Origin of the sequence: Streptomyces sp. NPDC048171 (assembly GCF_043202655.1) — a bacterium.
In the GTDB taxonomy this organism is placed as follows: Bacteria; Actinomycetota; Actinomycetes; order Streptomycetales; family Streptomycetaceae; genus Streptomyces.
In genome coordinates, this window is record NZ_JBIDAU010000006.1 from 134,192 (window position 1) to 148,636 (window position 14,445).

General features: G+C 73.2%; 11 protein-coding genes and 1 riboswitch. Of the genes, 7 read left to right on the top strand and 4 right to left on the bottom strand.

The annotated features are described in order from the left end of the window. Positions 1 to 474: 474 nt before the first annotated feature. The 5 genes from ACGF3J_RS18135 to ACGF3J_RS18155 all read left to right on the top strand — a co-directional run bounded on the left by ACGF3J_RS18135 (position 475) and on the right by ACGF3J_RS18155 (position 7,757). Positions 475 to 1,659 (top strand): DegT/DnrJ/EryC1/StrS family aminotransferase, encoded by a 1,185-nt coding sequence (locus tag ACGF3J_RS18135; protein WP_237552448.1) that lies wholly within the window; start codon positions 475 to 477, stop codon positions 1,657 to 1,659. Next, positions 1,652 to 4,138: a lipopolysaccharide biosynthesis protein gene (locus ACGF3J_RS18140; protein ID WP_393854268.1), complete on the top strand. Its 2,487-nt coding sequence runs from the start codon at positions 1,652 to 1,654 to the stop codon at positions 4,136 to 4,138. The genes ACGF3J_RS18135 and ACGF3J_RS18140 overlap by 8 nt, the downstream gene beginning before the upstream one ends. 219 nt (positions 4,139 to 4,357) lie before the next feature. Next, positions 4,358 to 6,139 (top strand): glycosyltransferase, encoded by a 1,782-nt coding sequence (locus ACGF3J_RS18145; protein WP_393854421.1) that lies wholly within the window; start codon positions 4,358 to 4,360, stop codon positions 6,137 to 6,139. A gap of 14 nt (positions 6,140 to 6,153) precedes the next feature. Then, complete coding sequence (locus ACGF3J_RS18150; RefSeq protein ID WP_393854269.1) at positions 6,154 to 6,606, top strand: hypothetical protein; 453 nt, start codon at positions 6,154 to 6,156, stop codon at positions 6,604 to 6,606. Next, positions 6,603 to 7,757, top strand: a complete 1,155-nt coding sequence (locus ACGF3J_RS18155) for a glycosyl hydrolase (RefSeq protein WP_161327983.1) — start codon at positions 6,603 to 6,605, stop codon at positions 7,755 to 7,757. Before ACGF3J_RS18150 ends, ACGF3J_RS18155 begins: the two co-directional genes overlap by 4 nt. A 22-nt stretch (positions 7,758 to 7,779) precedes the next feature. On the opposite strand, the gene ACGF3J_RS18160 is transcribed toward ACGF3J_RS18155, so the two are convergent. The 3 genes from ACGF3J_RS18160 to ACGF3J_RS18170 all read right to left on the bottom strand — a co-directional run bounded on the left by ACGF3J_RS18160 (position 7,780) and on the right by ACGF3J_RS18170 (position 11,063). Further along, the gene (locus ACGF3J_RS18160) at positions 7,780 to 8,556 is read right to left on the bottom strand and encodes a polysaccharide deacetylase family protein (protein WP_161327984.1); all 777 of its coding nucleotides are present in this window, start codon (positions 8,554 to 8,556) and stop codon (positions 7,780 to 7,782) included. Between the two features lie 71 nt (positions 8,557 to 8,627). After that, entirely contained in the window at positions 8,628 to 9,971 is a 1,344-nt protein-coding gene (locus ACGF3J_RS18165; protein ID WP_393854270.1) for a glycosyltransferase, read from the bottom strand. A 27-nt stretch (positions 9,972 to 9,998) separates the two neighbouring features. Continuing rightward, positions 9,999 to 11,063 (bottom strand): GNAT family N-acetyltransferase, encoded by a 1,065-nt coding sequence (locus ACGF3J_RS18170; RefSeq protein WP_346346123.1) that lies wholly within the window; start codon positions 11,061 to 11,063, stop codon positions 9,999 to 10,001. A gap of 265 nt (positions 11,064 to 11,328) precedes the next feature. Between ACGF3J_RS18170 and ACGF3J_RS18175 the strand changes: the two genes are divergently transcribed. Then, positions 11,329 to 12,129 (top strand): HAD family hydrolase, encoded by an 801-nt coding sequence (locus ACGF3J_RS18175; protein WP_161329174.1) that lies wholly within the window; start codon positions 11,329 to 11,331, stop codon positions 12,127 to 12,129. 15 nt (positions 12,130 to 12,144) lie between these two features. On the opposite strand, the gene ACGF3J_RS18180 is transcribed toward ACGF3J_RS18175, so the two are convergent. Beyond that, a complete protein-coding gene (locus ACGF3J_RS18180; protein ID WP_161329175.1) occupies positions 12,145 to 12,645 on the bottom strand; it encodes a transglycosylase SLT domain-containing protein in 501 nt (166 codons plus the stop codon). 3 nt (positions 12,646 to 12,648) lie between these two features. After that, positions 12,649 to 12,804, bottom strand: a riboswitch (cyclic di-AMP (ydaO/yuaA leader). 567 nt (positions 12,805 to 13,371) lie between these two features. On the opposite strand from ACGF3J_RS18180, the gene ACGF3J_RS18185 reads away from it, so the two are divergent. Continuing rightward, positions 13,372 to 14,382: a polyprenyl synthetase family protein gene (locus ACGF3J_RS18185; protein ID WP_161329176.1), complete on the top strand. Its 1,011-nt coding sequence runs from the start codon at positions 13,372 to 13,374 to the stop codon at positions 14,380 to 14,382. The last annotated feature ends 63 nt before the right edge of the window (positions 14,383 to 14,445 follow it).

Below are 14,445 nucleotides of genomic sequence, written 5' to 3' on the forward strand. Positions count from 1 at the left end.
CTCGCCATGTGCGCCGTGCGCGCCGTGTGCGCCACGTGACGGGTGTGCGCCGCGTGGTGCCTGGACTGGCCACACGTTACGGGTGACACGGCCGTCTTGGGCAGTGCGGCGGGAGGTGGCTCCATGTGGGGGACGAGGGCGTGCGCAGGCGGGCTGACGTGCGCGGAGCGGCCCGCGCCCCGGTGCGCGAGGGGCGGAAAGTGACCGTGGGACGGGACCTTCGCGGACGGCGCACGCCCGCGCGCACGGTTGTGGATGTGGCGCTCCGCGTCCGTTCGTGTGCGGGAAGTTGTCCACAGGCCGACACGCAATCTTGACGGAGCGGTGCGAACAGGGAGACTCTGGGCGGGTGCCGGGAGGTCTCGGGGAGGGGGCCTTCGACGGCACATCTGGGGGGAACGGATGGCCGTTGGGGAGGCCGGTCCGGGTTCGGGGCGGGATGGTTCACGGCCGGGCAGACGGCTGGAAGAGACCATGCGCGGCCGGCTCGACCGGGAATGCGTGTATGTACCGTCATGCCGATTCGGGCTGTACGCGGCACTGCGTCACTGGTGCCCGCCCGGCGGCCGGGTCCTGATGTCGCCGGTCAACGACGACGTCATCTTCTTCGTCGTGCTCGCGGCCGGGCTGCGCCCCGTACAGGCGCCGCTGGACCCGTCGGACGCGTCCATCGACGTGGACGCCGTGCCCGACGACGTCTGGGGCTCGCTGTCCGCCGTGCTGACGACCAACCTGTACGGCAACCCGGACCAGGCGCCCCGGCTGCGCGCCCGCTGCGACGCCCTGGGCATCCCGCTGTTCGAGGACGCGGCGCACGCGATCGGCAGCGAGGTGGGCGGCCGGCCGGTCGGCGCCTGGGGCGACGCCTCGGTCTTCAGCCTGTCCAAGCACGTCGGCGCCAAGGCCGGGGGCATCCTCGCGGTCGCCGACCCGGGGCTGCGGGAGACGCTGGCGAAGACCTGCGAAGACCTGCTGCTGCCGCGCCGTACGAGGGCCGAAGTCGCCTACGCCGCACGGCCGTACGCGGAGGCCGCCGTGCGCGGGCTGGGGCTGCGCCGGGCCGCCTGGGCCACGCTGCGGCTGCTGGGGCGGATGGAGCGCGAGGAGATCCGGATGCCGCTGCGCCCGCGGGAGCTGGCCCGCGCCGCAGCCTCGGCACCCGGCCTCGACGCCCACGACCCCTGGGTCCGCGTCGACATGCACGACTACCGGCTGCGGGGCGGCCGGTTCCGGCTCGGCCGGATCGGGCGCGGGCTCGACCGGCTGGACCGGGTACTGGCGGACTGCCGGGCGGGGACGGAGCTGCTGCTGTCGACGCCCTGGGCGGGACCGGCCGCCTGGGAGGGAACGCGGAGCCGGACTCCCGGCGGGGCACAGCCCCTGTTCCGGGTGCCGCTGCTCGTGGCCGACCGGGACGCGGCGGTCCGGGCGCTGGCCCGGCGCGGCATCGTCGTCGGCTACCTCTACGACCCGCCGCTCGACGACTACGCGGGCGCCGCCTTCACCGACCCGTCGCCCGCGCCCGAGGGGGCACGCTGGTTCGCGCGGCACGCGCTGCCCGTCGAACCGCTGCGGGCCCGCGCCGTGATCGCGGCGCTCGAGGAGTCCGGCGTACGACCGGCCAAGGCACCGGAGGGGTTGATTCCGTCCGGTGGCTGAGACCCGGGTGCACGAGACGGCCGTCGAACCGGCGGACGGCGGCACCGCGCTGCCCGAGAGCGGGCACGGGGGCGACTCGCTCTTCAAGAACGCCTACTTCCTGATGCTCAGCACCGGCGTCTCGGCCGTGCTCGGCCTGGGCTTCTGGCTCGTGGCCGCCCGCTACTACTCGGAGGAGGCCGTCGGACAGGGCTCCGCCGCCATCGCCGCCATGCGGCTGCTCGCCAGCATCACGGCGACGACGATGATCGGCGCCGTGGTCCGCTTCGTGCCCCGCGCCGGCCGCGCCACCGGACCGCTGGTGTGGCGTGCGTACGCGGCGAGTTCGGTGGTCGTCGCCGTCGCCGCCGTGGTCTTCCTGCTCACCCTCGACCTGTGGGGTGCCTCGTACGCCCCACTGGGCACCGCCGCCATGGGGACCCTGTTCGTCCTGGCGTGCGTGGCCTGGGCGCTGCTCACCCTCCAGGACGGCGTGCTGACCGGTTTGCGCAAGGCGGAGTGGGTGCCGGCGGGGAACGCGGTGTTCTCGGTCGGGAAGCTGATCCTGCTCGCCGTCTTCGCCGCCTCGCTGCCGGTGCTCGGCATCTTCGTGTCCTGGGCCGTGGCCATCGCCTTCTCCACCGTGCCGCTGGGCTGGCTGATCTTCCGCAGGCTGATCCCGCGCCAGGCCGAGGCCGACCGAGACGTGGAGCCGCCGAAGACCCGCGAGATGGGCCGCTTCCTGGCCGGGGACTCGCTGGGGGCGCTGTTCAGCCTGGCGATGATCAACCTGCTGCCGGTGATGGTCGCGGTCAACTTCAGCGCAGCGCAGAACGGCTACTTCTACGTGGCCTACACCGTCGGCGGCACGATGGAGTTCATGGCCATCAACATGGCCTCCTCGCTCACCGCGCACGCCTCGCACGACCCGCGCCGCCTCGCCGACGGCATCCGGGGAGCGCTGCGCCGCATGACGGTGCTGCTGGTGCCGGTGGTGCTCTTCCTGGTCGTCTTCGCCCCGCAGATCCTCGCGCCCTTCGACGAGGACTACGCCGAGCACGGCTCCACGGTGCTGCGGCTGCTCGCCCTCGGGGCGCTGCCGAGGATCGTGGTCGAGCTGTACATCGGCGTACTCCGCGTTCAGGGGCGCACCGGCGTACTGGCCGCGGTGCAGGGCGCCATGTGCGTCCTCGTCCTGGGCAGCGCGGCGATGCTGTTCACGCCGGCCGGGATCTCCGGCGCCGGCTGGGCGGTGCTGGTGAGCATGACGGTGGTCGCCCTGGGCTGCGCACCCGGCCTGCGCTCCGCCCTGCGGGGCATCGACGGGGCCGGTCGTTCCGGCGACCCGGGCGCGACGGTGGACGCCGGCCCGCTCGGACCGAAGCCACGGCCCGGTACCTCCCACGGCCCGGCCCGGCTGAACCCCACCGCCGGGTACGGCACGACCTGGGCGCGGCGGGCGGCGTCCGGGGACGGACGGCCCGAGGACGCGTCCGGGGAGGACACCGTCGCCCTGTTCATAGGGCGCCCCGGGTACGAACGGGAGGCCCTGGAGGCGGACACCCTCGCGGTGATCCGCCGGCCACGCCACCCCGACCCGGACGCCCATGTCCACATCCACGACCCGGACCCGCACGTCCACGACCCGGACCCGGGCACGCACGTCCACGGCCCGGACCCGGACCCGGGCACGCACGTCCACGACCCGGACGTCCACGTCCACGCCGCGAAGGCCGACGCCCACGGTCCCCACGACGACGACCCGGGCCCGATCCCCGAGCGCTGGCTCAGGCCCGCCCTGTGGCTGCTGTCCGGCGCCGCCACCGTCGTCTTCTGGGCGGCGTTGCGCGGACTGCCCTGGCTGGACGGCACGTCCGGGACCGGCGCCGACCTCACCGGCCGGGAGCTGCTGCGCGGGCTGCCCCTCCCGGCGCTGGTCGCGGGTGCCGTACTGCTCGTGGTGTTCGTCGCGGCGGTGACCCTGTCCGTACGCCCCGACCCGTGGCTGCCCGGCGCCGCGCTGGGCTCCGCCGTACTCGCGCTGCACGCGGCGCCCGTCGCCCTCGGCCGCGAACCGGACCCGGTCGGAGGGGAGTTGTACGCGAGGGCCGCCGGATTCCTCGCGGAGGCGCTGGGCCTCGACGGACCCGGCCCGGTCCTGCGCTGGGCACCGCTCGTCCTCCAGTTGCTGTGCCTCGTGCCGCTGTGGACCCTGCTCACGAGGACGGGCGGCCGGCTGCCCTGGCAGGGGCGCTGGGGTGTCCTCTATCTCGCCGCGGTCGGGAGCTGGCTCTGGCGGCAGGAACTGGCACCGGTCGCGCCGCCGCTCCTCGTGCTGCTGGTCCTCGCCGCCGTGCTGCTGTCAGTGCGCCGCCCGGCCGCCGAGACTCCGCACCACACAAGACACACCGACGACAGCAGCCACACCAGCGACAGCAGCCACTCCAGCTTCACCAGCCACACCAGCCACACCAGACCGACAGACACGTTCCGGGACTGATCAAGCACAGAGCCGATTCGCCAGGGGGGAACCGTCGTGCGTCCGCCAGCAACTCCACGGGAGAGATCCGCACCAGAGCCCGTGCCCGAGGCCGGGGAGACCCCCGAACACCCCGAGCAGGACTCCCGCACCTCGCAGGAGTCGGCCACCACGCCTGCGCACGAGGCCTCCGCCCGGCCGGACCCGTCCGTCCCCGCCCCCGCCGCCCGGCCGGCGCGCGTGGCGGCCGCCTGGCCCGCCGTTCCGCTGCTCGTCGCGCTCGCCCTGTGGGTCCACGCGGTGCGGCACACCGACGTGTCCGCCCTGGACGACTACGGCCTCGTCAGCGCGCTGCACCCCACCTTCTGGGCGGGCCTCGCCGTGCTCACCGCGGGTTTCTGGTTCACGGTCCGCGACCCGCGCCGTCGGGTCGGCTGGCCGACGGCGTACGTCCTCGGCCTGCTGGTGATCGAGCGGGCCACCCAGGCCGTGCTCTACCCGACCCCGCTCTACGCGTGGGCGTGGAAGCACGACGCCGTCATCGACCACCTGCTGACGTCCGGCGGACTCCAGAGCGCGGACCGGCTCGGCGACATGGCGGTGTACGACCAGTGGCCCGGCTTCTTCGCGGCGCAGGCCGCGCTGGTGCGGCTCCTTGGCGTGGACAACGCGGCGATGTACATGGCGTGGTGGCCGCTGGTCTCCAGCGTGCTGCTGCTCCTGCCGCTGCTGCTGATCTACCGGACCTTCACCGAGGACCGGCGCCTGATCTGGACCGCCGTGTGGCTGTTCTGCGTCGGCAACTGGGTGGGCCAGGACTACTTCTCGCCGCAGTCCGTCGCCTTCGCCCTGCACCTGGGCGTCCTCGCGGTCGTCCTGCGCCGCTACGGCCGGCCCGGCGGCCGTGGCGACCGGCAGCGGCAGGCGGTGTGGACCGTGCTGCTCAGCGTGCTGGTCATCGCCATCGTCGTCTCGCACCAGCTGACGCCCGGCATGCTCGTCGTCACGCTCCTCGCGCTGGCCTTCACCCGACGCCACCGCGACTGGGTCCCGCTGGTCACCACAGTCGTGATCTTTTTGGCCTGGTGTCTCACCGCCGCGCTGCCCTTCCTGTCCGCGGCCATGCCGGACATGATCCGTTCCGTCGGCGACATCGGGGCCAACGTCGAGACCGGCTACGGGTCCACGCCCACCGGCACCGGCGCGGTCGCCACCTCCTGGGCGGCCCGGCTGCTCTCGGGTTCCGTGCTGCTGCTGGCGCTGGCCGGCGTACTGCGCCAGAAGGCGCTGCGGCAGCGGGCGCTGCCGCTGCTGCTGGTCGCGGCGGCCCCGCTGCCGATGTTCGTGGCGAGCAGTTACGGCAGCGAGATGATCTTCCGGGTGCTGATGTTCATGCTGCCCGGCGCGGCCTTCTTCGCCGCCGCCGCGCTGCTGCCCAGAATCCCCGCGCCGACCACCGACGCGCGGGAGACGGAGCGCGGGGGACCGCCCGCCCCCGCCCAACGCCGCCGGTCCCCCCTGCCCTCACTGCCGCCCCTGCGGTACGCGGCCTGGCTGTCACCGCTCGTGCTGCTCGCCGGGACCCTCGCCTTCGTACCGAGCTACTCGGGCAAGGACCGCGTCAACTACTTCCCGCCCGGCGAGGTGGCGCTCGTGCGGCAGCTCTTCGACCAGGCTCCCGACGACTCCCTCGTCGTCGCCGCCAACCGCAACTACCCGCTCGCCTACGAGCAGTACTGGCGGGTCGACCACTACTGGTTCCTCGAGGACACCCGGACCCACGTCGACGACATCGTCCGCGATCCGGCAACCGTCCTCGCCCGCGACATGGCCGGCGTGGAAGCACCGGCCCGCGCCTACTTCCTGCTCACCCAGGGGCAGGTGGCCAACTCCGAGATGAACGGCCAGCTGAACACGGCCCAGTTGAGACGCGTCCGGGAGTCCGTCGCGGACTCGCCGCGCTTCGAGCGCGTGGCGCAGAACAGCGCGGGCGTGCTCTACGTCCTGAAACCGGCGAGCTGAGGAGGGCACCCGCCATGACACCGCAGGACCTCGTGATCCGCATGCTGCCACCCTTCGCCGGCTGGCTGGCGCTCGCCGCGCTCGCCCTGCCCGGGGGCTCCCCGCTGCGCGGCGCGGCCGTCGCCGTCTTCCTGGCCGTCGGCCCCGGCGCCGCCCTGGTCAGAATCTGCGGGCCCGCGCTCCGCGCCCGCCGTGCCGAGGCACCGGCCGAACGCCGGGACGACGTCTTCGAGCACCACTCCGACCTGCTGGAACAGCTGGTGCTGGCCGTCCTGCTGAGCGTCAGCGCCGCGATCCTCGTCGCCACGGCGCTGATCGCCACGCATGCCCTCAGCGGCGACCGCGTCCTGCTGACGCTCACCCTGCTGACCACCCTCGCCGCCTTCTGCCCGAGCCTGCGTGCCCTGCCGGCACCCAGGACGGCGCCGGGCGCCGCGCCACCGACACGGAAGGGTTCCACTCTGTGAGGTTCGCCCGTCCCGCTCGCCGCACGAACGCGGACTCGACGACCGGACAGCACCGCCGACCGACGCACCCGACGCACCCCACCCACTCCGCGCGTCCCGCGCCCCCCGGCAGGCGCCGCCTGCTGATCACGTCCATCACCGCCACCTGCGCGGTCCTGGTCGCGGTGCTCGCCCTGCGCGACGCCTCGGGACCCGCCGACCCGGCCGACGACCCGGGGTGCCGCCCCAGCGCCCTCCTCGAACCGCCCTGCGGCGCCTGGTTCGGCGCCTTCGTGCCGCACGACAAGTCCGACCTGGCCGCGAAGGTCCGGGAGTACGAGAAGAACGTCGGCCGCGGGCTCGACATCGTGTACACGTACCACGACATGTCCGCCGTCACGGAGACCCGGCTGGAGGGCCAGCTCCTCACCGAGCAGGAACAGCGCGTCGGCGAGGACCGCATGCTGCTGCTGTCCTGGGAGAGCAAGTGGTGGGGCGGCACCAAGGACCAGCAGCCCACCTGGAAGCAGATCGCGGCCGGCGAGCTGGACGAGTCCGTGATCGACGTCCAGGCGCGGCGTATCAAGGAGTACGGGCAGCGCACGGGCAAGAAGGTGTTCCTCTCCTTCGACCTGGAGATGGACACCCGCACCCCGGACAACGGCACCCCCGCCGACTACGTCCGCGCCCACCGCCACATCCACGACCGCTTCCGCGAACTGGGCGTCGACAACGTGGTGTGGACCTGGATCATCACCGGTTACCTGAACCACGGCGACCTGTTCGAGCGGATGTACCCGGGCGACGACTACGTCGACTGGATCGGCTACAACCAGTACAACTACTACCTCTGCCACAAAACCGGCTGGCTCAGCTTCGCGCAGACGCAGTACGCCACCCACGACTGGATCCGCGCCAACATCTCCGACGACAAGCCCCTGATGCTCTCGGAGTTCGGCAGCGCCTCCGACCCGAAGCGCCCGGACCGGCAGGCGGACTGGTACGCGCAGGTGCCCCGGGTGCTCAAGGACCTGGACGGCGTCAAGGCGGCCCTCCAGTGGAACTACCGCGACCCGGGACCGCACTGCGACCTGGCCGTGGCGAACGACCAGGCGTGGGACAGCCTGCGGGAGGTGGCCGCCGACCCGCACCTCAACCAGCCGCACGGCTGACCGCCACCCCGCCGGGCGGGCCCTACCCCGCGAACTCGGGGCCCCGCACCATCGCCCGCCCCCGCCGGTACCAGCGCCACGCGACGGTCTTCGGGCCGTCGCGGTAGGGGGCGACGCGGGCGCCGCCGCCCGCCAGCCAGGACTCGACGTCGGCGACCGTATGGCTCCGCCGCACGATCAGCCGTGCGATGCGGTACCGCTCGTCGCGGTCCGAACTGAGCGCGTGCCGCACCGCGGTCGCCGTCTCGTACCCGGCCCGCGCCGACGACGCCCGCACCTTGGCGCTGTTGTAGCCGTGCGGGTAGGCGAGGTGGCGGACCGGATGCCCGAGGGCGTCCTCCAGGACCGCCTTGGACTCGCGGAGTTCGTGCGCCAGCGCCGAGGCGGACAGGGTGTCGAGCTGCGCGTGCGTGACGGTGTGGCTGCCGATCTCCATGCCGGAACGTTCCAGCCCGGCCACCGCGTCCAGCGTCATCATCGGGGCCGGCGGCAGCAGACTGCGGCCCCCCGGCACGATGGCCCCGGTGGTGAGGTACGCGGTGGCGGGCAGCGCCCGCGCGGCCAGCGCCTCGGCGGTGGGCCCGGGCAGGTCGGCGAAGCCGTCGTCGAAGGTGAGCAGCACCGGCCGGGGCGGCAGGGGCGCCCGCCCGGCGAGATGGTCCGCGAGCACACTGATCGTGACGGGCGTCATGCCGCTGTCGACGATCGCGTCCAGTTGGGCGGCGAACTCCTTCGGCGTGACGGTGAACTCGGCGATCCACGACGGCGGGTCCTCCATCACCGCGTGGTACAGGAACACGGGGATGTGTCCCCCGCCCGGCGCCCGGACGCCCTCGCGCGCCCCACCCGCCCCTGGTGCCCCGGCCCCGCTCACCGGGCCTCGACCCCGGCCGCACGCAGCGCGCGCCGGGCGCGCAGATAGCCGACGGGGCCGTACAGCATGCCCCGGCGCTGCAACCGCGCCAGGCGCCGTGGCCAGGGGTGCGTACGGGAGTCGTGCCCGCCCGGCGCCCCCACCGCCTCCGCGCCCGCGCCCTCGCCGGTGGCGCGTACGGCGGTCAGGCGCCGGGCGTGCGCGAGTCCGCCCGGCACCCGGGCGAGGAGGGCCGGCAGCAGCGCCGGCCGGTTCACCAGGATCGCCGTGAGGTACGCGGTGAGGCCGGCGCCGTATCCGTACGCCTGGGTCTCCAGGTCGCGCCAGGTCTCCCGGTGGTGGTGCCAGACCAGCGCCCGGGGCGTGTAGCGCAGTCGCTGCCCCTGGGCGAGCACGCGCACGAACCCGTAGAGGTCGTCGCCGCCCCGCGCGCGGGTGCCCGCGCCGGTCGCCGGGTCGAAGCCGCCGACCGTCCGCAGCACCGCCGTACGGAAGGCCATGTTGGCGCCCGAGCCGAACCGGCCCGCGGTGAACGGGAACAGCGGCTCGTCGGCGGGCGGGTGCTCCGGGTCGTACGTCCGCGGGACGAACCCCTTCGCGAAGCCGCCGTGGCTCTCCAGGAGCACCTGGGCGGGGGTGCGCAGCCGCGCGGGCAGGATCAGGCCGGTGGCACAGCCGAGGTGCGGGTCGGCGGCGAACGGCGCGGTCAGTTCGGTGAGCCAGCGCGGGTCGGCGACCACGTCGTCGTCGGTGAAGGCGACCACCTCGCCGCGGACCATCGCGAGGCCCCGGTTGTGCGCGGCGGCGAGTCCGGGGACCGGCTCGCACACGTACCGCACCCGCTCGCCGTACTTCCGCTCGACCAGTTCGCGGGTCTCGCCGGTCACGGGCGCGTTGTCGACCACGACGATCTCGAAGTCCGGGTGGTCCTGGGCGAGCAGCGAGTCCAGGGCGCGGGCCAGCTGGTCCGCGCGTTCCCGGGTGGCGACCACGACACCGGCGGACGGTGGCGCGGGCCACGGCTCGGGCGGCGCTCCCCGGGGCAGCTCCCGCGCGAGCCCGGCCAGCACCCGCGTGGGGTCCGCGCCCCCGGGGACGTGGCCGAGCAGCGTGCCCACGGGCAGGCCGGCCCGTCTGACCAGCACGAACACCGCGCCGGACGACACCGGCGGGCTCCCCGGGCCCGGCCGCAGCACCGCCGCCTCCGCCTCGTCCTCCGCGCCGGTGCCGTCGCCGAGGTCCAGCTCGGCGACCTGCACCGCCCCGATGCGCAGGAAGGCGTCGATCTCCCGTCGTGTCTCCCGCAATGTCTTCTGCCGCGCACGCCGCACACCGGCCATGCGCCCACCCCCTCGTGGTTGACCTCGTCAGGACCTGCGCAGCCGGGCCGCGCCCCTCAACGTCCGTACCGCGAGCGACGCCAGCCGCGGGCGGTCGCGCACGAAGCCGTGCGCGCGGCGGGCCGGTTCGCGGCCGAGCCAGTGCAGGGCGGTGCCCGCCCCCGGTCGCGTCGCCGCCCCCTCGTACACCGGCAGTTCCCCGGTCTTCAGCGAGTCCTTGTACTCCGCCGGGCCCCGCCCCAGGTCCAGCAGCCCTATGCCCTCGGCGGCCGCGGCCTCCGCCATCCGCAGGTGCAGGACGAGGCCCGGCGAGTACTTGGCGAAGTCCGGGTCGTACGCCGGGAACCAGCACGCCAGGACCGTCGCCGAACGCAGCCCGAAGTGGGCGGCGACCGGCCGGCCGCCCGCGTAGAGCACGGACAGGGTGCCCGTGCACTCCGGCGCGCGCGTCCGGGCGAGCCTGCCGACGAGCCGGCTGATCCACTCCCGCGCGAACCGGTCCCGGCGTCCCGTCCTGCGGTACTGCGCCGACTTCCACTCCATGAGCGTGCGCAGCGCGGCCGGCTCGCGTTCGTCGAAGACGAAGCGCACGTCGCCGGCCTGGCGGCCCAGCCTGCGCTCCTTGGCGAGGGTGGTCTTCAGGAACTTCGGCGACTGGGTGCGCAGGACGTTCTCGTACGCCTCGTAGCCCTTCTCCACGTCGATGACGTAGGTGGTGTGCTCCTCGGCGGCGTACGGCACGAACAGCCCCTGCTCGGCCTCCAGGTTGTCGAAGGCGAGGCTCGACAGGGAGCAGGCCCGCAGCAGTCGGCGGGGATCCGGGGCGAGGCCCCGGCGCAGGACCGCGCCCTGGCAGTCCGACACCCCCAGCCCGATCGCCCGGCCCTGGCCCAGCGGCCCGCGTTCGTGCGGCAGGAATCCGGCCGCCTCACCGCCGTCGTACAGCACCGCCACCCGCGCCCGCGGCCGTACCCGGCCCACGGCGTCGGTGAACTCCGGTTCCATGAACGGGTTGCGCGGCGCCGTCGACTTGGCGCGCATTTCCCGCCAGAGCTCCCGTTCCCCCTCGCCCAGCTCCTGTGGCCTGAGCACACGTACGCGTCCGCTGTTCAACCCGACCCCCCGATCAAGTCCCCCCTGGACAACAGGAAGGTACCCCGGGGGCCGCCCCGGGGGTAGGTAGCAGACCATGTTGTTGCCAACCGGTGCACAGGCCCTTAACCGGCTTTAGCCGATGATGTGTCAGGTTTCGGACATGTTCGTGCGTCGTCGTGCGCGTTCGAACGTACTCGCCGCGTCCTCGTTCGGAACCGGTCGCGGGTGAGTCGGACCGGTGTCGCGTCCGTATTCTCTGATCATGGACCGCACCGCATACTCACTCGTCGCCACCGACCTCGACGGCACGCTGCTCCGCGGCGACGACACCGTCTCCGAACGGTCGCTGGCCGCGCTGGCGCGGGTGGCCCGGGCGGGTGCGCGGCATCTGGTGGTGACGGGGCGCCCGGCACCCCGGGTGCGGCCCCTGCTCGACCGCCTCGGGTGCACGGGGCTCGCGGTGTGCGGGCAGGGCGCGCAGGTGTACGACGCCGGCGCGCACCGGATGCCGTGGTCGGTGACCCTGGACCGGGAGCTGGCGGAGACGGCGCTCGGCAAGATCGAGGCCGAGGTGGGCCAGGTGTACGCCGCGGTCGACCAGGACGGCGTCGACGGCCTGACCCTCATCGAGCCCGGGTACCTGATGCCCCACCCCACGCTGCCCGCGGTGCGGGTGGAGCGGCGCGACCAGCTGTGGCGCACCCCGATCAGCAAGGTGCTGCTGCGCCACCCCGACCTGAGCGACGACGAGTTGGCGTCGACCGCGCGCGCGGTGGTCGGCTCCCTCGCGACGGTCACCATGTCGGGGCCCGGCACGGTGGAGCTGCAGCCGTGCGGCATCACCAAGGCGACCGGCCTGGCGCTGGCCGCAGAGCGACTGGGAGTGGGCCGGCGGCGCACGATCGCCTTCGGCGACATGCCCAACGACATCCCGATGTTCGACTGGGCGGCGCACGGCGTCGCCATGGCCGGTGCCCACCCCGAACTCAAGGCGGTGGCCGACGAGGTCACGACGACGAACGAGGACGACGGCGTGGCCGTCGTCCTCGAACGGGTCTTCTGAATGTCGCGGTGCGGCTCAGTACGCGCCGAAGACGTTGTCCATCGAGCCGTACCGGTCGGCCGCGTAGTTGCAGGCCGCGGTGATGTTGGCGACCGGGTCGTACGGGTCCCAGGAGGTGCCCTCGACGTGGTACGCCTGGAAGGTCGGGTCGATCACCTGGAGCAGGCCCTTGGACGGGGTGCCGTTGATGGCGTTGATGTCCCAGTTGTTGATGGCGAGCGGGTTGCCGGACGACTCCCGCATGATGTTGCGGTGAATGCCCTCGTACGAGCCGGGGATGCCGTGCTGCGCCATGACGTCGAGCGACTCGCGGATCCAGCCGTCGAGGTTGTCCGGGTAGGCGGTCGCCGCCGTGGCGGCCGTCTTGGTGGCGGCCGGGGCGGCCGGGGTGGCCGCGGACGCGCCGGTGGCGCCGATGAGCGGCAGGGCGAGCACCGCGGCACCGGTGCCGGCCAGGGCGAGCTTGCGGGCGATCCGGGTGGTCCGGGCGTGACGGTTCTGACCGTTGGCAGACATCTGTGTCCCTCTCCTGACGCCTGCGAGGTGAGCTGTCGGGTTCGGGCGGGGAGGTGCCCGGCCGCGCCCTGACGGGTACGGCTTCACCCCGAGCCGCTCCGGTGGTGACCGGTGCGGCGACTTACCTGGGTCCCCCGCTCCTGCCGGCGAGTGAGTTGAGTGGATGACTGTGCGTACGGGCGATGGCAGGATTCGGCGTCCGCCCGACAGGCCGGGAACGTATGCGAGAGCACATGTCCGAAACAAGTGCAGGAATCACCCAACGTCCTGTTGACCTTGGTCTGAGGTGTTTGAGGCTCTTGATCCTTTGCGGTTGCCAAGTCTCAACTGGCTTGCGGGGCAAAGGGAGGGCACAGGTTGCGGCGGGGTTGCCCGAGAGGGCTCCGGAGTGAGCCAACTCACGGGCCTCAACAAGCGCGGCAAAACGGGCATTAGTCCCAACTATGCCCCAACCGGCCCTCAATGCAGAGCGCTTCGCCCTTCCGGTGTTTTCGTGTGCCGGGCGGGCATCCGTTCGGGGCCGGGGAGGCGATATTGAAATCGGCCAATATGTGCTCATATCGACTGATCAAAAACATACCGCTCATGATCCGATACAGCCCGGCCTGTAGCGGTGGGCGCTAGCGGTGATCGAAAGGTGACCGGATACGCTGACTCGAGTGGTGGCAGCGACCTATCGACAAACCAGGTAATCGCCAGTAGACACCAGCAGACAGGAGACCCCTCGTGACCGTCGTCGGGCCGTTCGGGCTGAGCGTGCGGGACCAGGCTCTGGAAGCCGATGTCCAGGCCGGATTGGTCGCGGTCGAGGAAGGGTTGCTTGAGGCAACCAAGAGCGAGGTGCCCTTCATCACGGAGGCCGCCCAGCACCTGGTGCGGGCCGGCGGCAAGCGGTTCCGGCCGCTCCTCGTGATGCTCTCGGCCCAGTTCGGCGACCCCTACGCCCCCGGGATCGTGCCCTCGGCCGTGGTGGTGGAGCTGACCCACCTGGCCACGCTGTACCACGACGACGTGATGGACGAGGCCGCCGTGCGGCGCGGGGTCGCCAGCGCCAATGTCCGCTGGGACAACTCGGTCGCGGTCCTGACCGGCGACTTCCTGTTCGCCCGCGCCTCCCAGATCCTCGCCGACCTCGGGCCCGAAGCGGTCCGCGTGCAGGCCCTCGCGTTCGAGCGGCTGGTCACCGGCCAGATCCTGGAGACGGCCGGCCCGCAGGACGGCCGGGACCCCGTCGACCACTACCTGGACGTGCTGGGCGGCAAGACCGGCTCGCTGGTGGCCGTCTCCTGCCGGTTCGGCGCGATGATGTCGGGCGCCGACGAGACGGTGGTGGACGTACTCACCCAGTACGGCGAGCGGCTCGGCGTCGCCTTCCAGCTCGCGGACGACGTCCTGGACATCGCCTCCGACTCCCACGAGTCGGGCAAGACGCCCGGCACGGACCTGCGCGAGGGCATCCCCACCCTGCCGGTGCTCCGGCTGCGCGAGCGTGCGGCCCGGCTGGGCCTCGCCGAGGACATCGCGCTGAGCGAGCTGCTCGACTCCGACCTGAGCGACGACGCCCGGCACGCCGAGGCGCTGCGTCTGCTGCGCGCCCACCCCGCGCTGGAGCACGCCCGGCGGGACACCGTCCGCTATGCCAAGGAGGCCCGCGCGGCCCTGGCTCCGCTGCGGGAGTGCGAGGCGAAGGCCGCGCTGGTGGAACTGTGCGACGCCGTGGTGCACCGGGCCGGCTGAACCCCGCCCCGCCCGTGCGCCGCGCCACGGACGGGTGCCCTCCGCCGGCCGGCGGCGCACCCG

What these genes read in the sequence shown, in the direction of transcription:
- ACGF3J_RS18180 (WP_161329175.1), bottom strand. Translation starts at nt 12,645, where the DNA reads ATGTCTGCCAACGGTCAGAACCGTCACGCCCGGACCACCCGGATCGCC.
- ACGF3J_RS18135 (WP_237552448.1), top strand. Translation starts at nt 475, where the DNA reads ATGCGCGGCCGGCTCGACCGGGAATGCGTGTATGTACCGTCATGCCGA.
- ACGF3J_RS18175 (WP_161329174.1), top strand. Translation starts at nt 11,329, where the DNA reads ATGGACCGCACCGCATACTCACTCGTCGCCACCGACCTCGACGGCACG.
- ACGF3J_RS18165 (WP_393854270.1), bottom strand. Translation starts at nt 9,971, where the DNA reads ATGGCCGGTGTGCGGCGTGCGCGGCAGAAGACATTGCGGGAGACACGA.
- ACGF3J_RS18150 (WP_393854269.1), top strand. Translation starts at nt 6,154, where the DNA reads ATGACACCGCAGGACCTCGTGATCCGCATGCTGCCACCCTTCGCCGGC.